Origin of the sequence: Alteromonas ulvae, from assembly GCF_048987005.1 — a bacterium.
Lineage (GTDB): Bacteria > Pseudomonadota > Gammaproteobacteria > Enterobacterales > Alteromonadaceae > Alteromonas.
The window spans coordinates 3,916,443-3,935,233 of the sequence record NZ_CP185261.1; the positions used below are offsets into that span (position 1 = coordinate 3,916,443).

The window sequence follows — 18,791 nt, forward strand, 5'->3', positions numbered from 1 at the left end:
TGTTTTCACAAAACTGAAGTGTATAGGATTGTAGGAGTAAGCTAAAGCCTTAAAGCATCCGCGAATTCGTGCCCCAGCTGTAAGCTAGGGTGGCGCTAATCTCTTGCAAAGACCGTCCACTTTCTTTGTGCCAATTGGCAAACGCATCATTCGCTGCGCTGAGACTTTTCTTTGAGGTAAGGCCGCCATCCACAATATCGTTTTTACGTAAATAGTCTTCCACGTCACGGGACAATAAGAAGGTATCAATGCCTAAGGAACGTAGTGTATAAGGCCCCGTATTTCCGCCAAGCCGTGCGCCTCGCTTTTTCAAAAAAGCCCATAGTTCGGTGATGTTTTCAGGACCAAAAGACGCCACAAATTTTCCAAAACTCCCGTATTTTAACGACACATCTTTGATCATGATGGCGTTATCTCTCACGGTCATTACTTTTTTATAATTTCTTACAATGCGTTTATCAGATGCTTTTTGTTCTAGCATCTCATCAGGCATCAACAAAATTTTGTCTATATCGAAGTTAAAAAAGACCGTTTCAAAGTCGTCCCACTTATTGTCGATAACTCGCCACACAAACCCCGACTGAAACACTTTTTTCGTCATTGCGGCCAAAAAGCGATCGTCCGAGATAGTAGCCACTTCAGAAGCCGACAAGGGTGCGTGAAGCATAGCTTCAAGCACCCTTTTTCCGCCTTTTCGCTCACACGCTCGCTGATATATAGAGTGAAACGATTCAGCCATAGCCTGTGTTATCCTTTTATCCCACTGTGACGCAGTAGTGCATCCACTTTAGGCTCTCGACCTCTAAACGCGACAAATAGCTCCATTGGCGGTTTGCTTCCACCCATTTCTAAGATATTCGACAAAAAGGCTTTCCCGGTTTCACGATTAAAAATACCGTCTTCTTCAAACTTACTATAAGCATCGGCAGATAATACCTCAGCCCACTTGTAGCTGTAGTAGCCCGCTGCATATCCACCAGCAAAAATATGACCAAATCCATTTTGGAAGCGGTTAAAAGAGGGTGGTACAGATACGGCCACTTCGTCTCTGACACTATCGAGCACACCTTGTACGTCAACGGTGCTGCCGTTTTCACTGTGAAGTAAGAAGTCAAACAAGCTGAACTCTAACTGTCTGACCATTTGCATGGCAGCCTGATAATCTCTAGCTGCTAGCATGCGCGCTAGTAAGTCTGCCGGTAGTGGCTCGCCAGTCTCATAGTGTCCAGAAATGAAGTTAAGTGCGTCTTCTTCCCAGCACCAGTTCTCTAAGAACTGACTGGGTAGCTCCACTGCATCCCACGGTACGCCATTGATACCGGATACACCGGCTACGCGCATTTTGGTTAACATATGGTGGATGCCGTGACCAAACTCATGGAAAAGCGTAACTACTTCGTCGTGAGTGAATAAAGCAGGCTTATCACCAATGGGCGCGTTGAAATTACATGTAAGATACGCCACCGGCAGTTGCAACTCACCGTTACTCATTTCGCGACGCACCCGACATTCATCCATCCATGCACCGCCGCGCTTTTTCGCACGAGCATACAAATCTAAATAAAAACTTCCGCGAAGCACGTCAGCATCATCAGTAATGGTGAAGTAGCGCACATCGTCATGCCAGGTGTCTACACCGGATTGCTCGACAATCGATAGGCCATAAAGCTTGTGAACCACATCAAATAACCCGGACAGCACTTTGTCTTCAGGAAAATAAGGGCGCAGCATTTCATCTGATATTGTGTATTTCTCTTGCTTCAGCTTTTCACTGTAATAAGGCAGGTCCCACGACGCTAACTCAGTCACATTGTGCGTGTTGCGGGCGTACGCTTTTACTTCCTCTAACTCTTTTTCTGCCTGAGGCTTCGACTTAGCCGCTAAATCGCGCAAGAAACCAATGACCTGCTCGGTAGAGTCAGCCATTTTTGTTGCTAGCGAACGCTCAGCGTAACTCGAAAATTCGAGCAGTTCAGCAATCTCAGTGCGAAGCGATAAAATCTGTTTAATAATATCGGTATTGTCCCACTTGCCCGCATTCGGCCCTTGATCAGAGGCTTTCGTTGAGTACGCGCGATACATTTCTTCACGCAATTCACGGTTATCGGCATACAGCATCACAGGAAGGTAAGAGGGAATATCTAGCGTGAACAAATAGCCTTGAAGATCTTTTTGATGGGCAGCCTGCGCCGCCGCCTCTAAGGCAGACTCTGGCATACCCTCTAACACACTTTTATCACTGACATGCTTGGTCCACCCCATGGTGGCATCCATCACATTATTTGAAAACGTAGAAGACAATTCACTTAGCTTTGCCTGTATTTCTGCAAAGCGCTTCTTTTGCGCCTCAGGCAGTGCCACGCCTGACAGGGTAAAATCTCTAACCGCGTTTTCGACTACTTTTTGTTGTTCATCATCTAGGCTGCTGAACTCTTCTGAATTTTGTAGCGCTACATAGGCATTGAACAGACCTTCATGCTGACCCACCCACGTGCCATATTCTGACAATAATGGTAAGCAAGCATCGTGGGCCTCTCGCAACTCATCACTACTCACCACACTATTCATGTGTGACACTGGGGAAAATATTTTGCTAAGTCGGTCGTCAACTTCTTCTAAACGAAGCACCACATTTTGATAAGAATAATCTTTAGACGCGACTACATCGTCAATTTCTGCTTTGCAGGCCGCAATAGCACGCTCAACGGCTGGTTTTATCGAATCGGCCTCAATGCCAGAAAATAGAGGCAAACCGTCGACTAATTCAATTGCTGGGGTCGTCATAATACATTTACTCTTATCGTTGTATGCAAAAATTTAATAATGAATAAGGTGGGGCTTGTTCATCGAAAAACAACATTCATTCTTAGGCAAGTTGACTAAACATAGGCATCTAAACGTTTTAACTTCAAAAGGATAAATCCACAACAGTTCTATTAACGTTGTGATGTTAAGGCTGCGCTGACACACTGTGTTGCGTATGGCGAGCGATTTGACTTAGATTCTAAGTACAACTATTTTTTAACGTGAGATCAACCCCGTCTAGCCATAATCTTATTGCAGCGTTTATGACTACGCCCTTGTCTATAAAAAAGCCTTATTATCAATGACATATTTAAATAGAAATAAAAAACCAACTGCAAAGACTCAGTATTTTATGAGTATCTTTGTCACTATTGTCGCATTTACATCTTTTGTCTAGTTTGTCTTTTGTGCGTATAGAGCTATAATCAGTAAGGATACAAAAAAGGCGAAACTATGAAGACACTTACATCGGGCGAGATAGCATCATACTGCGATGTTAATTTGCGTACCGTCATTAGATGGATAGAAAACGGTAAACTAAAAGGCTTCAAGCTTCCTGGCCGAGGGAACAATCGCGTACTTGTTGAAGACTTTATTGAATTCTTAGAGCGCCACGACATGCCCATCCCCGACTCACTTAAGGGTGACGCAACGCCTTCAATACTTATCGTCGATGATGAAATGCCCGTCGCAAAGTCAATTCAGCGGGTAGCACGCAGAGCAGGCTTCGACAGCTTCATCGCCACCGGCGGCTTTCAAGCAGGGATAATGCTAAGCCAACATGAGCCAAAGGTAATGACACTCGATCTTAGTATGCCGGGAATGGATGGGTATAGCGTCATCGATTTCACGCGAGAGCAAAGCAAGTATAAAGAACTAAAAATCGTTGTTATCTCTGCACTGGATGATATTAGTCTTGAGCGCGCCTTAGAAATAGGTGCTGATGCATCACTTCAAAAGCCATTTTCTAACCACGACCTTACTATGGTGCTTGAACAATTTATGTCGATGTAGAGGCATACAAGGATAAGGAGCGTTTTCATGCTAAGAAAATTAAGTGCAATATGCATCGCTTTTACTTTGTTCACGCTGCCATTATCTCATGGAATACAGGCGAAAACCCTTACCTTTGGTATTGTTCCCCAACAACCTGCAAAGAAAATGGTGAAGGCTTGGCAGCCACTTTTCGATTATATCGAGAATTATACGGGCTACACCATAGACTTTCATACCGCCAAAGACATTCCATCCTTTGAAGCTAATTTGGCCAATGGCAAATACGATATTGCCTACATGAATCCGTTTCATTTTATCGTATTTAACTCTTCGGTAGGCTATCAAGCGCTTGCAAAGCAAAAAGATGAGCGCTTGCAGGGAATTATCGTTGTACACAAAGACAGCAGCATTCAATCTTTGACTGACCTCAATGGAGCCGAGCTAGTCTTTCCTTCTCCTACCTCCTTTGCATCAAGCATAGTGATTAGCGCCAAATTACGAAGCGACAATATTGCATTCATTCCCCGCTATGTAAATTCTCACGATTCCGTTTATTTGAATGTGGAAAAGCAGTTCTTTCTCGCTGGCGGTGGAATATATAGAACTTTACATTCTTCTCCAGCTCAACAGGCGTTAAAAGTATTGTGGGAAAGCCCTTTCTATACTCCTCACGCTATCGCTACACATCCAAGGATCAGTCAGGATGAAAGACAGTCAATCATCAATGCACTCATCTCAATTTCTCGTGATGCCAGCAGCGTCGATGTATTAAAGCACTTAGGCATGAACGGCTTTGTTGAAGCCGATGATTCTCATTGGGATGACGTTCGTGAACTTGGCATATCATCGCTGTCTCGGCCCCATAGTTAAGGGAATAACTGTGCGATTATCCTTGCGAACAAAAACCATTGCAGGCGTTATTTCCATTACCGCCATACTTTTAATTGTTTTGGTGGTCACTATTTTTCAATTTTTAAACGACCTCGTTGATAGCAGCGTCGAGAAGTCTGCAAGCACGAGTGTCGCATTGTTTGTCTCCACTACTAAAAACGCATTTTTAAGTTACGACCTTTCTTCTCTTGATGCAGATGTCACAGAAATTTTAACCAACCCCAATATCGCTTACGTAAGAGTAAAGGACAAAAACAATAGAGTCTTTATTGAAAAAGGCAATTCGACCGCTCTGCAAAACACGTTTGTAAAAGACACATCGGCATCACACAACGACGATGGTGTTTACGACACACTGGCTCCCATTTTAGTGAACGATACACTCTACGGCTATGTGGAAATGGGGTTGAATATCGCTTCTGTGACAGACTCTGTGTCACGGGTTAGAAGCTGGACGCTAACCCTAGCCGTACTTGAATTTATACTTGTTGGTTTATTGTCCTACTTACTTGGTTCGTACTTGATGAGGCAGCTTAAATCGCTGCATGCTGGTGCTAAACATCTTGGCGAGGCTATTGAGCATAATCACTATCAAAATACGTTTATCGAAGTTCGTGGCAAAGACGAGCTCAGTGATTTAGCAGAGGCTTTTAACCACTTGGTAGAACGGTTAAGAGAAGAGCACGGTCAGCGTCAGCGCTTTGAAGATGAGCTTCAAGAACTCAATACCTTGCTTGAGGACAAGGTAAAAGACAGAACGGCCAAGCTTAATCAAAAAAACATCGAGCTTGAAGAGACAAACACAAACCTTAAAGAAACACAGGTGCAACTATTGCAAGCAGAGAAAATGGCCTCCGTAGGTCAATTAGCTGCCGGCATTGCCCATGAGATAAACAATCCCGTTGGCTTTGTAAGTAGCAATATCTCAACGTTAAACGACTATGTTGCCATCTACCAAATGATGTTTGCGCAAATCACCACGTTAGTGAATACCGACGATGAGGCTCAGCGGTTAGCGCTCATTGCAGACATAAAACACAACATCGTTGATAAAGATATGGCATTTATCAATGAAGATATTAGCGATTTGCTCAATGATTCCACCGAGGGGCTTCATCGCGTTGCAGACATAGTGAAAGGACTCAAACTATTCTCTCGGGTTGACAGTGATGAAGTGCAGTTGCACAACATTAACGATTGCGTACGCACCACCTTGGCCATGGTAAATAACCAGCTAAAATATGTTTGTACCGTGGAAACCCATTTGGCCAACGTGCCCGCTGTTACAATGAATATCGGCAAAATTTCACAAGTTGTGACGAATTTATTGATCAATGCAGGCCAAGCGGTAGAAAGCACTGGGAAACATGGAAGAGTTGTTATCTCCACATTAGTTGTTAACAACTTTGTCGAGTTAAGAGTGGAGGATACTGGGTGCGGTATTCCACAAGACAATTTAGATAAACTTTTTAATCCGTTTTTCACTACCAAGCCAGAAGGGCAAGGTACAGGGTTGGGATTATCTATTTCGTTTGGTATAGCACAGGAACATGGTGGTCGGTTAAGTGTTGTAAGCGCAGAAAATGAAGGTAGCGTGTTTACACTGGCATTACCCATTACTAAGAATCAAAGCGACGAACGAGATACCTAGCAACCGTAATTAACCTAGTGACTAACAGTTAGGATAGTAAGAGTGGGTTGAGGTATTGAATGAATAGTCAATATATTAGCAGCGACTCGCCGTAAGCATTGTGACGCTTACACATTGAGAGACAGCGTTTTTTAAAGGATTACGTTTTTATGACAGCACCTAACCCCGAAAAGCCGGTGACCTACACTGTCTTATTTGTCGATGACGAGCCCAATATATTGCGCGCGATAAAACGTGCTTTATTTACAATGAATATTAATTTGTTGCTCGCTGATGGCGGAGCTAAAGCCCTTGAGTTGATGGAGAAGCAGCCCGTTCACGTGGTCATTTCGGATATGAAAATGCCGCAAATGTCAGGTGCCGAACTGTTGGAGCAAGTCGCTAAAAATTATCCAGAAACGTTTAGAGTGGTTCTCACCGGCTATGCCGATATTGAATCTACGATCAAGGCCGTAAATCAAGGTAAAATTCATCGCTATTTGCAAAAGCCATGGAATAACCAAGAGCTCATTTCAGTCATTGATGAAGGGTTAGAACGGGTTAAGCTTAAAGAAGAAAATACTCGACTTCAGAAGCTGACCCGCCTGCAGAATAAAAAGCTTAAAGACATAAATACCTCTCTTGAAAGTGTGGTCCAGAAAAGAACTCGTCAAATAAAATTTGCACTTAATAAGATTGAGAAGCACAACCAAGCTATGGAGCAAGTGCTGTTTAATGTAATCAGTATCAATCCCCATATCAATGGTAAATTTGCCATTGAAGTGAGCGAGCTTGCGGCAAAAATTGCCCGTATTGCACGGCTGGAAAAGAGCGATATTAAACAGGTAAAGTACGCAGGGCTCATTTGCGAACTTGGTCAGTTGGGCTTATTGGTAGAAGATTTTGCTTCTCCCTTTGCTAAGTTAAAATATCAACAACAACAGAACTACTTATCACAGACCAAACAGGCGGCGCTTATTCTCGCTCCAGCAGAAGAACTTCAACCCGTCTCGGACATTATTGAATATCAATTTGAACATTACAATGGCTCCGGCCTCTACAATAAAGTAGCAAAAGAAATTCCTGTGGGTGCTAGGATATTATCCATTGCGAGAGACTACTGGCGACTAGTAACTGGCCGAATGACCGGTGTAGAAATGCTGCCGCGAGATGCTAAAGCAGAAATGAAAAAGCACAGAAACACACGTTATGACGGTGAGTACCTTGATTTACTATTAAGCGCAGAGGACATTGGTGCATCTACGTTGCTCGATAGCACTATTAAGGCAGCCCAATTAAAAGAAGGGATGCAGCTAGCGCAAAATTTGTATAACGACAGTCATATCCTCATCTTGCCCGAGGGCCACGTGTTTAACAGTGTAACCATTCAAAAACTACAGCAGTTTGAAAAAGAGCGAGGCAAAGCATTTAGTATTCAAATAGAACCCGAAGACAATTCTGAGACTATGAGTCACTAGTTTTTTCTTTTAGAAAGTGCGCCAGTAACTTGTGATCATCTGCTAGCGCACTTGTTACTCTACTATTATCACTTTAGGCACAACTCTCTATCGGTTTGACACTGCTAAACCTGCCATGGTTCATCCTGACACTTATAGCAGCCAACCTGTTTATTGTGTTGTGTTTAATACACGTGATTATATGCATCTCTCGCGGTTAATCGCATTATTGCCGCACGCGATGCTATTTCGTATGTTGTTACAGTAAAATTCATGTGAGAATGGCATTAAGAGATTGGCTCCACGAATTTAAAAGGCTTTTGTATGAAACATTTTGATTATATTTCTATCGGCGGCGGCAGCGGTGGCATTGCATCGGCTAACCGCGCAGCAAAGCACGGCAAAAAAGCAGCAATTATTGAAGCAAAAGATATTGGTGGCACCTGTGTAAACGTGGGCTGTGTACCCAAAAAAGCCATGTGGTATGGGGCACAAATTGCCGAGGCGGTGCACCGCTATGCGCCAGAATATGGATTTGATGTTTCAGTGAATCACTTTAGTTGGGATGGCCTCATTGCGAGTCGCCAAGCTTATATTGAGCGTATCCATGCCTCTTACGATCGTGTATTAACCGCTAACGATGTCACCTTAATTCACGGCTTCGCTAAATTCGTCGACAATAATACGATTGAAGTAAATGGTGAAAAAATTACGGCAGACCACATCACTATTGCAGTAGGTGGTCGCCCTTCTATTCCTGATATCGAAGGGGCGCAGCATGGTATCGACTCAGATGGCTTTTTTGCCCTGAAAGAGCAGCCTAAGCGAGCTGTAATTGTGGGCGCTGGCTACATTGGCGTCGAATTAGCCGGTGTACTTCATGCGTTAGGTACAGAGTCTCACTTGGTAGTGCGAAAACATGCACCACTTAGAAACTTCGACCCTATTATTCACGAAACATTGGTTGATATGATTAACACCGAAGGCTGTAAATTACATACCTTCGCCAGTGTTGAAAAAGTGGAAAAAGCAGACGATGGTGAATTAACAATATCGTTATCCAACGGCGAACAGTTAAAAGCAGACTGCTTAATTTGGGCGATTGGCCGCGAGCCATCTACCGATAAAATCGGTTTGGAAAATACCGATGTTGAACTCAATGAAAACGGTACCGTTAAAGTTGATAAATACCAGAACACAACAGCGAAAAACGTATACGCTGTGGGAGATATTACTGGAGAGGCCGAACTTACTCCCGTAGCAATAAAAGCTGGCAGACTGCTCAGTGAGCGTTTGTTCAACGGCCAAAAAGATGCGCATATGGACTATTCACTTATTCCAACAGTGGTGTTTAGCCATCCGCCTATCGGCACTATTGGCATGACAGAGCCTGAAGCCATTGAAGCACACGGCGAGGACAATATAAAAACGTACACATCAAGCTTTGCATCTATGTACACCGCCGTAACCCGTCATCGCCAGATGACAAAAATGAAGCTTATTTGCGCAGGTAAAGACGAAAAAGTAATTGGCCTGCACGGTATTGGGCACGGAATGGATGAAATTTTACAGGGCTTTGCTGTGGCAATAAAAATGGGCGCAACTAAAGCCGATTTTGATGCTTGTGTTGCTATTCATCCTACCAGTGGTGAAGAATTCGTTACCATGACCTAACCTCTGGACTAAGGCTTTGGGCTTAAGCGCTGGACTTAAGATTTTAACTTAAGCGCTAAATTGCAGCATTTGATTTAACCTCTTTGACCCAATCAGCAACTGTGACCTTAAATAGGTCGCAATTGCTGTAAAATATCAACCATAGGCCGCATTTGAGATAAAGCGGCCTTTTTTGTGAGCTTAAAAACTCTGCGCCTATTATTTCTCCACTCTTTTTCTTTTTACCAGTAACGTAAATACAATGTTAACGGGTATTCATCACTTAATGAAAGCCACTAATCGCGTTATGTTTATATAACGTTTATGTTGTAACGTATGATATCAACAATTAATGCTGTTATTGTTTACGGGCTTGACGAAAGAGAAACAACAACACGCACACTATAAAAACTAACGACATTAAAAAGTTGGAAATAAATACAATGAAAAAATTATCACTGAGTCTCATCGCATCAGCGATGTTGGCATCGGGTATCGCTCCTACCTTTGCACAGGAAGCAACGTCTCAGAGTAAAGAAGAAAACGGCTACGATGTGGAAAACTGGGACGTCAATAACCCGCCTTATGCACTTAATGAAGTGGCAATAAGCACCACTGAAACCACATGGTCGAGCCTAGATGTGGCACCTAACGGCAAATTTATGGTGTTCGATATGCTTGGCGACCTATATAAAGTCGATATCGATGGCGGTGATGCATCGCCACTTACCCAGGACTTTGCATGGAATATTCACCCTTCTATATCGCCAGACGGTAAGCACGTTGCCTTTATTTCAGACCGTGATGGCCTAAGTAATGTGTGGGTTATGGATATCGATGGCGAAAACCTCCGTCAAGTGACGAGTGAGAAGAACAATCTTATTCACTCCCCCAAGTGGAGCCCTGATGGCGAATACCTTGTGGTAACAAAGGGAATTATGTCGAGTCGCAGTATTCCTGCGGGCGAGATTTGGATGTATCACAAGTCAGGCGGTGACGGCCTGCAAATTAAGGCGCGAAACAGCGGAAAGCGCGACCAGCAAAACATTGCAGACCCTGTTTTTTCACATGACGGTAAATACATCTACTTCACAGAAAATACCGTTGCTGGCAGTCGCTTTGAATACAATCGCGACCCGCTAGAAGGTATTTTTGCCATTACCCGTTTTGATCGTGAAACCGGTGAAGAAAGCCGTTACATCAGCGGCACTGGCGGTGCAGTGGTCCCCACTCCGTCACCAGATGGCAAATACATTGCGTTTGTTCGTCGCGTGAAAGACAGAACTGCGCTGTTTATCAAAGACGTTAAAACGGGCACTGAAACCCCCCTCACATTAGCACTTGAAAGAGATATGCAAGAAGGCTTTGGTTCTGAAGGCTACTTTGCGTATTTCGACTGGATGCCTGATAGCTCTCAAATTGTGTATTGGACAGGCGGAAAGTTCCACACCATCGATATTGCTGATAAAACCACATCAACGATTGAAATTAGTGTAGACGCCAAAGTGCACTATGCTGACGCCCTGCGTTTCGACGTAGACGTGGCGCCAGACAAATTTGACGTCAATATGATCCGCTGGTCTCAAATGTCACCCAATGGAAAAACCGTATTATTCCAAGCACTCGGCAAGCTTTATGTTCGCGATGTTAAATCAGGCGAAATCAAGCGTCTAACAAAGCAAAGCGATCATGATGAATATTACCCACGTTTTTCTAACGACGGCAAGCAAGTAGTGTACACCACATGGAATGATCAAGATCTCGGTACCGTTCGGGTAGTATCTGCCCGCGGCGGTAAAGGCAAAGTCATCACCGAACAACCGGGCCACTACATTGAGCCATCATTCTCCGCTGATGGAGAAAAAGTGCTGTTCCGTAAATTTACGGGGGGCTATTTGCTAGACCCCAAATATTCTGTAGAACCAGGTATTTACGTAGCTGACCTTAAAAAAGACACCGTGAATAAAGTGACCGACGGAGGCTATAATGCGCACTTTGCCGGCGGCGACGATCGTGTTTACTTTACAGAGTCTGCAGGCGGTGAAGCCTATTACGAAACGCAGCTATCTAGTGTAAACCTAAAAGGTAACGATAAGCGAACTCATCTATACGGAAGCACCAAGGTAAGTGAGTACAAACTTTCTCACGATAAAAAGTGGATTGCCTTTGTTTATCAGTTTAAAACCTATGTGGCGCCGTTCGTCGATAATGGTAAGAAAATTACCATTGGTCCAGACATGACCTCACTACCAGTAACACAGCTTTCCAGTCGTGCTGGAGAGTACCTAACGTGGTCGCCTGACAATAAAACACTAAGCTGGTTTAACGGCCCGACATTGTTTAAGCGCTCTCTTGATGAAGCCTTCGCCTTTGTTGACGGAGCCTCAGATACATTGCCAGAACCAGTGGCACAGGGCATGGACCTATCGTTCTCTACCGACGCTGACAAACCATCAGGTTATAAAGCACTGGTCGGCGGTAACGTAGTCACGATGCGCGACGCTGACAATACGCAGGAAGTCATTGAAGATGGCGTTGTGCTTATTAAAGACAACCGTATTGAAGCAGTGGGCAAGCGCGGCGATATCGACATTCCTGCCGACGCTATGCAAATTGATACCAGTGGAAAGACCATTATTCCAGGTCTTATCGACGCACATGCTCATGGGTCGCAAGGACGAAATGAAATCATTCCGCAGCAAAATTGGAGTCAGTACTCGAATGTGTCCTTTGGTGTCACCACTATTCACGATCCTTCAAACGACACCACTGAGATATTTGCAGCGTCTGAACTACAGCGCAAAGGTAAAATTGTGGCCCCACGTATTTACTCTACAGGCACTATTTTATATGGAGCGGAAGGGCTTGGTTACAAAGCTATCATCAACAATTACGACGATGCCTATTTCCATGTAGAACGTTTGAAAGAAGCGGGCGCTATTTCGGTGAAAAGCTATAACCAGCCTCGTCGCGACCAACGTCAACAGGTTCTATGGGCCTCGAAAAATCAACAAATGATGGTAGTGCCCGAGGGCGGCGGCAAGTTCCAGCAAAACCTAACCATGCTAGTGGATGGTCACACTGGTTTGGAACACAGCCTTCCTATCGAAAAAGGGTACAGCGACGTTACTCAGCTCTGGAAAGCCACAGAGTTTGGTTACACTCCGACATTTGTTGTGTCTTATGGTGGAATGATGGGTGAAGAATACTGGTATGACAAAACAGAAGTGTGGAAAAATCCACGCTTATTGCGGTATACCCCATCAACTATCTTAGATAGTCGTGCCATTCGCAGACCCAGTGCGCCAGAAAATCAATATAACCACCAAAACGTGGCAAGCTATGCTAAAGAGCTTCGCGATAATGGCGTAAGTGTGCATATTGGTGCCCACGGACAGCGTGAAGGTTTAGCGGCTCACTGGGAGCTGTGGATAATGCAACAAGGCGGCTTCACTCCTTGGGAGGCATTACGCGGTGGCACTATTGATGGTGCTAAACACTTAGGGATGTCTAAGGATCTTGGCAGCATTGAAGCCGGTAAGCTCGCTGATTTAGTCGTAATAGATGGCGATGTACTCAACGACATCAAAAAGAGTGAGTACGTTGAATACACAGTACTCAACGGTCGTGTTTATGAATCGGCAACCATGGACGAAGTTGGCAGTAAGAAAAAGCGTAAGCCTTTCTTTTTCGAACAAGACAATGCCACTTTTATGCCACAAGACACTGCTGATGCGGTTGAAGCTAAGGCTCATCATTTCCATTGGGAGCATTAGTTTTAATGAAAAATACGTAGTGCTAACAAACGGGCTACCCCGTCATAATTTGTAACAACTTGAAGCCAGCGATGAATGAGGTGATACCTCGCCTCGCTGGTTTTTTATCTATATTGCTATTTTTTAGACGTGTAAAAGGTGCTATAAATGGCGAAAAGAAAGTAAAAAGCCGTCTTTTATGCCCAAATCTTCGGTCTTCAATCTTAAAAGGACTTAATGAACGTGAATCGAAATATACCCAGTTTTCTAATGTTCGTCGTTCTTTTATGCATGTCAAAGCTTGGACAAGCAGAGGGCACACCTATCTACTTTCAAGATTGTTCATTCATTGACTTCGGCGAAAAGGACACCTCTCTAATGACTGAGGCAGAAAAAATTGAAGCAATGGATAAGTCCCTTTTCCGCGTGCTCGATCAAACTGAAGAGTGCATGACCAGCGCTGCACAATCTGCTGCACAAAGTGTTGCTGATGCAGCGAGCAGCGGTGATGGCGGTTCTTCTGGCAGCGGGTCGGGCGCACTTGGCGCAAACGGTACCGGTGTTTCAGAAACTGGTACTTCAGGAAATAGTGCTGAGCAATCTAGTTCGCCGTCTGCATCGACAAACTCCCAAGCCTCGTCAACAAAATCTACCTCGGCAACCTCAAAAACTACCGTTGGCGGCCCTGCGCAAAGCGGAAGTTCGGCCGTGTGTGACGCGGTTAATACTGGTCTACAAGGCGCAACCACTGAGTCGGAAAGAACACATTTTAAAGAATTAAAAGAACAATACGGCTGTAAATAACACTGAGAAGAAGGAAAGGAAATGTCTTCATTACATAAAAAACTATTGACCGTGGTGGCTACCGCTTCACTCTTATTTTTAGGCGGTTGTGGCTCAACGCAAACCAACGTATCAAGCGTAGGTCCATCAATGGTAGGCCCAAGCTCGGGTCAACCATTAGGTGCCTCGTCTAACTCCTATCGCTATAACTCTTCTATTTTTATGGACGTTGCTGTCCCAGTCTTCGACCCTGGCTTTCCAACCAAAAGCGATGGCTCGATTGACTATGATGAGATTGAAGAAGAAGGAATCTGGCCGCAGGTCAGACGACTAGAAGCCAATCGCTTTGCTGTAGCCACGAAAGAAGCATTAGGCAAAACAAAATCGTTTGGCAGCATAAATGTTACTCCCGACGCCTCTGCACTTGCAGACGTTTATGTACTTGGCATCATTAACTATTCAGATACTGAAACGGTAGAAATTGGTGTAAAAGTCATGGACGCAAAAAACACCGTGTGGGGCGAGGAAGAGTTTGAATATCGTGTAAGCGAAGGCTGGTACAGAGACGCCATGTCTCGCGGTGAGAATCCGAATGGCCCTGTTTTTGACGACATTGCAAAGTTTGTATATGACCTGCTTAAAGAAAAATCTGAAGCCTACAAAGCAGAAGTTCAAACCATTGCTGACCTTCGCTATGCTCAAATGTACAGCCCAGAAACCTTCAGCCAGTATCTTAAAGAGAGCCGCAGAGGCGGAATTGAACTAGTCAGTGCCCCATCTGAAAGCGATCCAATGCTACGCCGAGTTCGTGCCATTCAAGCAAAAGACGAACAGTTTCTTGATAGCCTGCAAGAAACTTACGATTCTTTTTGGGTAACAACAGAAGAAGCGTACAGAAAATATCAAAAGGAAACTTTGCCTGAAGCAAAGAAAATTCGCGAATTAGAAGCCAAACGCACCACCAAACAGGTTACTGCAGGTCTGTTTGCTGTTGCCTCGGTATTGCTGGGATCTAACTCAAGCTCAACAGCAGGGCAAGTTGCCGCTGCAGGAGCGGGCATTGCCGCTATCGGGTCACTTAGCCAGGCAATTCAAACCAATAAAGAACTGCATGCCCAGCGTGATTTGTTCGATGAAATGGGGCAAAACTTGGATATAAAAGTTGCTGATCAAATTGTTGAAATTGACAACCAACGCATTGAACTTCAAGGCACAGCAAGCGAGCAGTATTATCAGCTTCGCGCTAGATTAAAAGACATTTACGATATGGAAGCCACACCGATGACGACGCTGTAAGCGCGGCAATAACGAGAAGCCTATGCAAAGCGTCGAACAAGCCATAGAAGAAAGTCGAGCAAAGAAGAAAGCGGTAATTAAAAAGTCTTTGCTTGGCGGGCTAGTATTTATTGCTGTTATCGCTGTGGGTGGGTTTCTCATTTCCATGTTACCAATAACATCAACCGAAGAACGGCATTCTCGCAATGAAAATGACACGACGTCCCCCTCCTCTTCTATTGATGTAAACCAAAAAGTCTTTAGTGAGGCGCAACGAAAGGCCTTACAGGTTGCATTAAGCAAAATCAAAGAGCAGACAGAAGCAATGTCTGCTCGCGTCAGTTATTCAAACCGCTTTCGGGAGGCCGCGACGAATATAGAAAACAAGCTCGACGACGCGTTTAACGAGTACGCTGCATCTAATTATGCAAAAGTCGAGCTGCTTATCGACGAGATAAAAGATGACAATAGTACTTTGCAAAGCGAATTTGAGCTGGCCTACACCCAACCTTATGAAAAGGCACTGGCTGCGTTTAATAAAAACGACAACGGCACTGCGTTTAATTTAAATCGTGAATCGTTAGCCGTAAACCCACAATTCCCGTTAGCTAACACCCTTCAGCAGCGCATAGACGTATTTGAGCAAGTACAAGATGCCTACGAACAGGCCAGGATAGGCAGAATTGAAAACAACATTACAAAGCAGCAACAGGCCTACGCCAGTATTGTAAAACTCGATCCGCTAAGAAAAGATGCTTCACAGGCCCTTGCTGTACTGAATAAGCAGCAAGCGGATGCCCAGTTTGCTGCATTTTTAGCACAGGCTAATCAGTCTATAAAAGATAAAAACTACAGCGTTGCTAGCCAAAGATTAGCTGATGCCGCAGCTATAAAAGCAAACAGCAAAGAAGTGGAAGTTATTTCCCAGCGACTCAATACCCTGATTGCTGGTGAAAACCTGAGTAAGATTGAAGAGCAAGTGGCCATTTTTTCACGTACCGACGAATGGGAAACTGTGTCGTTACTTGCCACTAAGGGTTTAACTCAGTTTCCCACCAGTACTTTGCTTTTACAGGCCAATAAAAATGCAAAAGCAATTCTTGAAAGCCGCAGGCAAATAGCGAGCTTTCAACAACGTCCCGAACGTCTTGCTGATAGCAATATAAGGCAGGCTGCCATAGCGGCATTACAAAGTGCAGAGCCTTATTTTAGTAAGAGTGACAAGCTTCGGGCACAAGCAGAGACATTCACAAAAATAATAAGCGACGTTAACACACCAAGGGCCGTTACTATTACCTCAGATGATGATACCTACATAAAAGTATTAGGCGTTGGCATCGTAGGAGAGGTGAAAACGAAAACAATCCAGCTTAAGCCCGGCACCTACCGCATAGAAGGAAGTCGTGAAGGATACCGCTCGGTTATCAAAAACATTGAGGTCACGCCTTCGACGACAGATTTATCTGTAAACATCATTTGCACAGAAAAAGTATAAGGAAACCATTTTGAGTAGCATTGATGAAGCCATTGCCAAGGGGAAGCGACGCCGAAAGAGCGCAGCAATTTTTTCTCTAATTGGGCTGTCGATTATTATAGCTATCTATTTTAGTTGGCTATTTTTAACCAAAGGGTATGCCTTTTCTGTTTATCCTGACGATGCTGCAAAAGCGCCTCAATTCTCTGTACTTAGCGGAACTGCTTTTTTTATTAGCGACAAACTGTATGTGATTGGAAGCACTGCGGATGTTACTGTATCGGCAGCCAAATATAAGCCAACCAAACTCACTATTGATGGTCAATCGCCCAGTACTATCAATGTAAAGCTTGTGCCACTGCCCGCCACATTAACTATTTCTACAGCGCCTGTGGTGCCAGATATCAGCTGGTATGTAAACGGCGAAAAAGTAGCGGCTTCTACCACATTAAAAACCGAATTACCGGAAGGGCAATACGATATTACTGCGGTACACCCTTTTTTCAATGAGGCTGTAGTTAGTATTACTGCAGAGAAAGCTGATGTCATCGAAAAGGAATTAACGTTAACACCAGTTACAGGAAGTATGACCATAAACTCAGTACCAAGTGGCGCCGCAGTGTCAATTAACGGCGAAGAAGCTGGCAATACCCCTTTAACAATGACTAAGTTTGGCGGCCGCTACGATGTGTCGTTAATGAAGGAAGGGTTTGAGCCATTACATGATGCTATTGAAGTCAGTAATCAACGGCTATCGCCCCGTAGAGATTACAACCTACAGGCGTTGCAGGCGCAGCTCTCGATTGAAGTGACTCCGCCAGGTGGCATTATTAGCATTAATGGCAAACCTACAGCGTCGAATGCTAGCGTTAGTGCCGATGTATCTCATTCAATAACATATGAAAAGCCTGGTTTTGTGGCACAACGAAAGAGCGTGAAACTCAGTCCTGGAGAACAAAAAACAATTCCCTTTGAGTTAGCCCAGGAAATGGGCGATGTCAGTTTTACCTCTTCGCTTACCTCTCAGGTATTTATTGATGGAGTAAATAGAGGTGAAACTCCCTTGCGGTTGCGTCTACAAACGCTTCCAACACGGGTATCCTTTCAGCGTGGTGGCTACAGAACAGTTGAGAAAAAGATAACGCCTAACGGTAACTCTCTCACTACGGTAAATGCCGAAATGCTTACAGAGTTTGATGCCAGGCGTCGTGACGGCACTCCCCTATTTATATCTACCTTAGGTATCCAGCTTTCACTAATCTCACCCAAGTCATTTACAATGGGCTCACCGCCGAATGAACAAGATCGCAAGCGCAATGAATATCAACGCAACGTCGATTTTTCACGACAAGTTTGGATATCTCGGCACGAAATTACTCAAGGGCAATATGCTGCTTTTGTTGGTCAAAATAAGAGCAAACAGACAAAAGATGCTAAGCAGCCCATTACTGATGTCTCTTGGGAGGACGCTGTCGCTTTTACTAATTGGCTTAGCGAAAAAGAGGGGCTAACCCCCTTCTATGCCATGCAGGGTAAACGCGTTGTTGGCATTAACACTAACGCGAAAGGCTACCGGCTGCCAACAGAAGCCGAGTGGGAATTTATCGCCAAAATGAATCGACGTGCCTCCCCCACTACCTTTGTTTGGGGAAATCAGCAACGAATACGAGACAAACAAGGCAACTTTGCCGATGCCTCATTAAAGGGCAAGCAAACCTTTATTTTAAAAGACTACGACGATGGATTTGCTGGTGCAGCGCCGGTGGGTTCGTTTGATGCAGAGCGCGGTGGCTTTTTTGATTTAGACGGCAACGTTCGTGAGTGGGTGCATGATGTGTATTCTGTAACACCACCCCAAAGTAGCGGCACGGCATTGGATTATTTGGGGCCGACGAATGGCAACAAGCACGTTGTTAAAGGTGCCTCGTTTAAAATAGGCAGACTTAAAAATATAAGAGCCAGTGTGAGAAGCGGCGAAACGAGCGCACAAGATGACATTGGTTTTCGCATAGCAAGGTATGAAAACTAAGATGAAGAAAAAATTAATCATTGCGGCCATTCTTTTGATCGTT

12 protein-coding genes are annotated in these 18,791 nt (G+C 44.4%); 10 read left to right on the plus strand and 2 right to left on the minus strand.

All coding sequences use genetic code 11. The features are described from left to right. Positions 1–49 precede the first annotated feature (49 nt). Positions 50–739 carry a DNA-3-methyladenine glycosylase I gene (locus ACOJR9_RS16955; RefSeq protein ID WP_420934066.1) on the minus strand — a complete coding sequence of 230 codons (690 nt, stop codon included), beginning with the start codon at positions 737–739 and terminating at the stop codon, positions 50–52. Positions 740–747: 8 nt separating this feature from the next. Further along, a complete protein-coding gene (gene prlC / locus ACOJR9_RS16960; RefSeq protein ID WP_420934067.1) occupies positions 748–2,784 on the minus strand; it encodes an oligopeptidase A in 2,037 nt (678 codons plus the stop codon). A gap of 474 nt (positions 2,785–3,258) precedes the next feature. Here prlC and ACOJR9_RS16965 point away from each other — a divergent pair, with 474 nt between their 5' ends. From ACOJR9_RS16965 to ACOJR9_RS17010, 10 genes are all read left to right on the plus strand, one after another. Further along, on the plus strand, positions 3,259–3,819 hold the full coding sequence (locus ACOJR9_RS16965) for a response regulator (protein ID WP_420934068.1): 561 nt from the start codon (positions 3,259–3,261) through the stop codon (positions 3,817–3,819). A gap of 27 nt (positions 3,820–3,846) precedes the next feature. Further along, positions 3,847–4,671: a phosphate/phosphite/phosphonate ABC transporter substrate-binding protein gene (locus ACOJR9_RS16970; protein ID WP_420934069.1), complete on the plus strand. Its 825-nt coding sequence runs from the start codon at positions 3,847–3,849 to the stop codon at positions 4,669–4,671. A 10-nt stretch (positions 4,672–4,681) separates the two neighbouring features. Beyond that, complete coding sequence (locus ACOJR9_RS16975; protein ID WP_420934070.1) at positions 4,682–6,343, plus strand: ATP-binding protein; 1,662 nt, start codon at positions 4,682–4,684, stop codon at positions 6,341–6,343. Between the two features lie 149 nt (positions 6,344–6,492). After that, on the plus strand, positions 6,493–7,800 hold the full coding sequence (locus tag ACOJR9_RS16980) for a response regulator (RefSeq protein WP_420934071.1): 1,308 nt from the start codon (positions 6,493–6,495) through the stop codon (positions 7,798–7,800). Positions 7,801–8,103: 303 nt separating this feature from the next. Beyond that, entirely contained in the window at positions 8,104–9,453 is a 1,350-nt protein-coding gene (gene gorA / locus ACOJR9_RS16985) for a glutathione-disulfide reductase (protein WP_420934072.1), read from the plus strand. Between the two features lie 413 nt (positions 9,454–9,866). Beyond that, positions 9,867–13,208, plus strand: a complete 3,342-nt coding sequence (locus tag ACOJR9_RS16990) for an amidohydrolase family protein (protein WP_420936161.1) — start codon at positions 9,867–9,869, stop codon at positions 13,206–13,208. A gap of 216 nt (positions 13,209–13,424) precedes the next feature. Further along, on the plus strand, positions 13,425–13,991 hold the full coding sequence (locus tag ACOJR9_RS16995; protein ID WP_420934073.1) for a hypothetical protein: 567 nt from the start codon (positions 13,425–13,427) through the stop codon (positions 13,989–13,991). 21 nt (positions 13,992–14,012) lie between these two features. Next, positions 14,013–15,266 carry a hypothetical protein gene (locus ACOJR9_RS17000; RefSeq protein WP_420934074.1) on the plus strand — a complete coding sequence of 418 codons (1,254 nt, stop codon included), beginning with the start codon at positions 14,013–14,015 and terminating at the stop codon, positions 15,264–15,266. Positions 15,267–15,288: 22 nt separating this feature from the next. Next, complete coding sequence (locus tag ACOJR9_RS17005; protein WP_420934075.1) at positions 15,289–16,740, plus strand: hypothetical protein; 1,452 nt, start codon at positions 15,289–15,291, stop codon at positions 16,738–16,740. Positions 16,741–16,750: 10 nt separating this feature from the next. Continuing rightward, positions 16,751–18,748: an SUMF1/EgtB/PvdO family nonheme iron enzyme gene (locus tag ACOJR9_RS17010; RefSeq protein WP_420934076.1), complete on the plus strand. Its 1,998-nt coding sequence runs from the start codon at positions 16,751–16,753 to the stop codon at positions 18,746–18,748. Positions 18,749–18,791 lie beyond the last annotated feature (43 nt).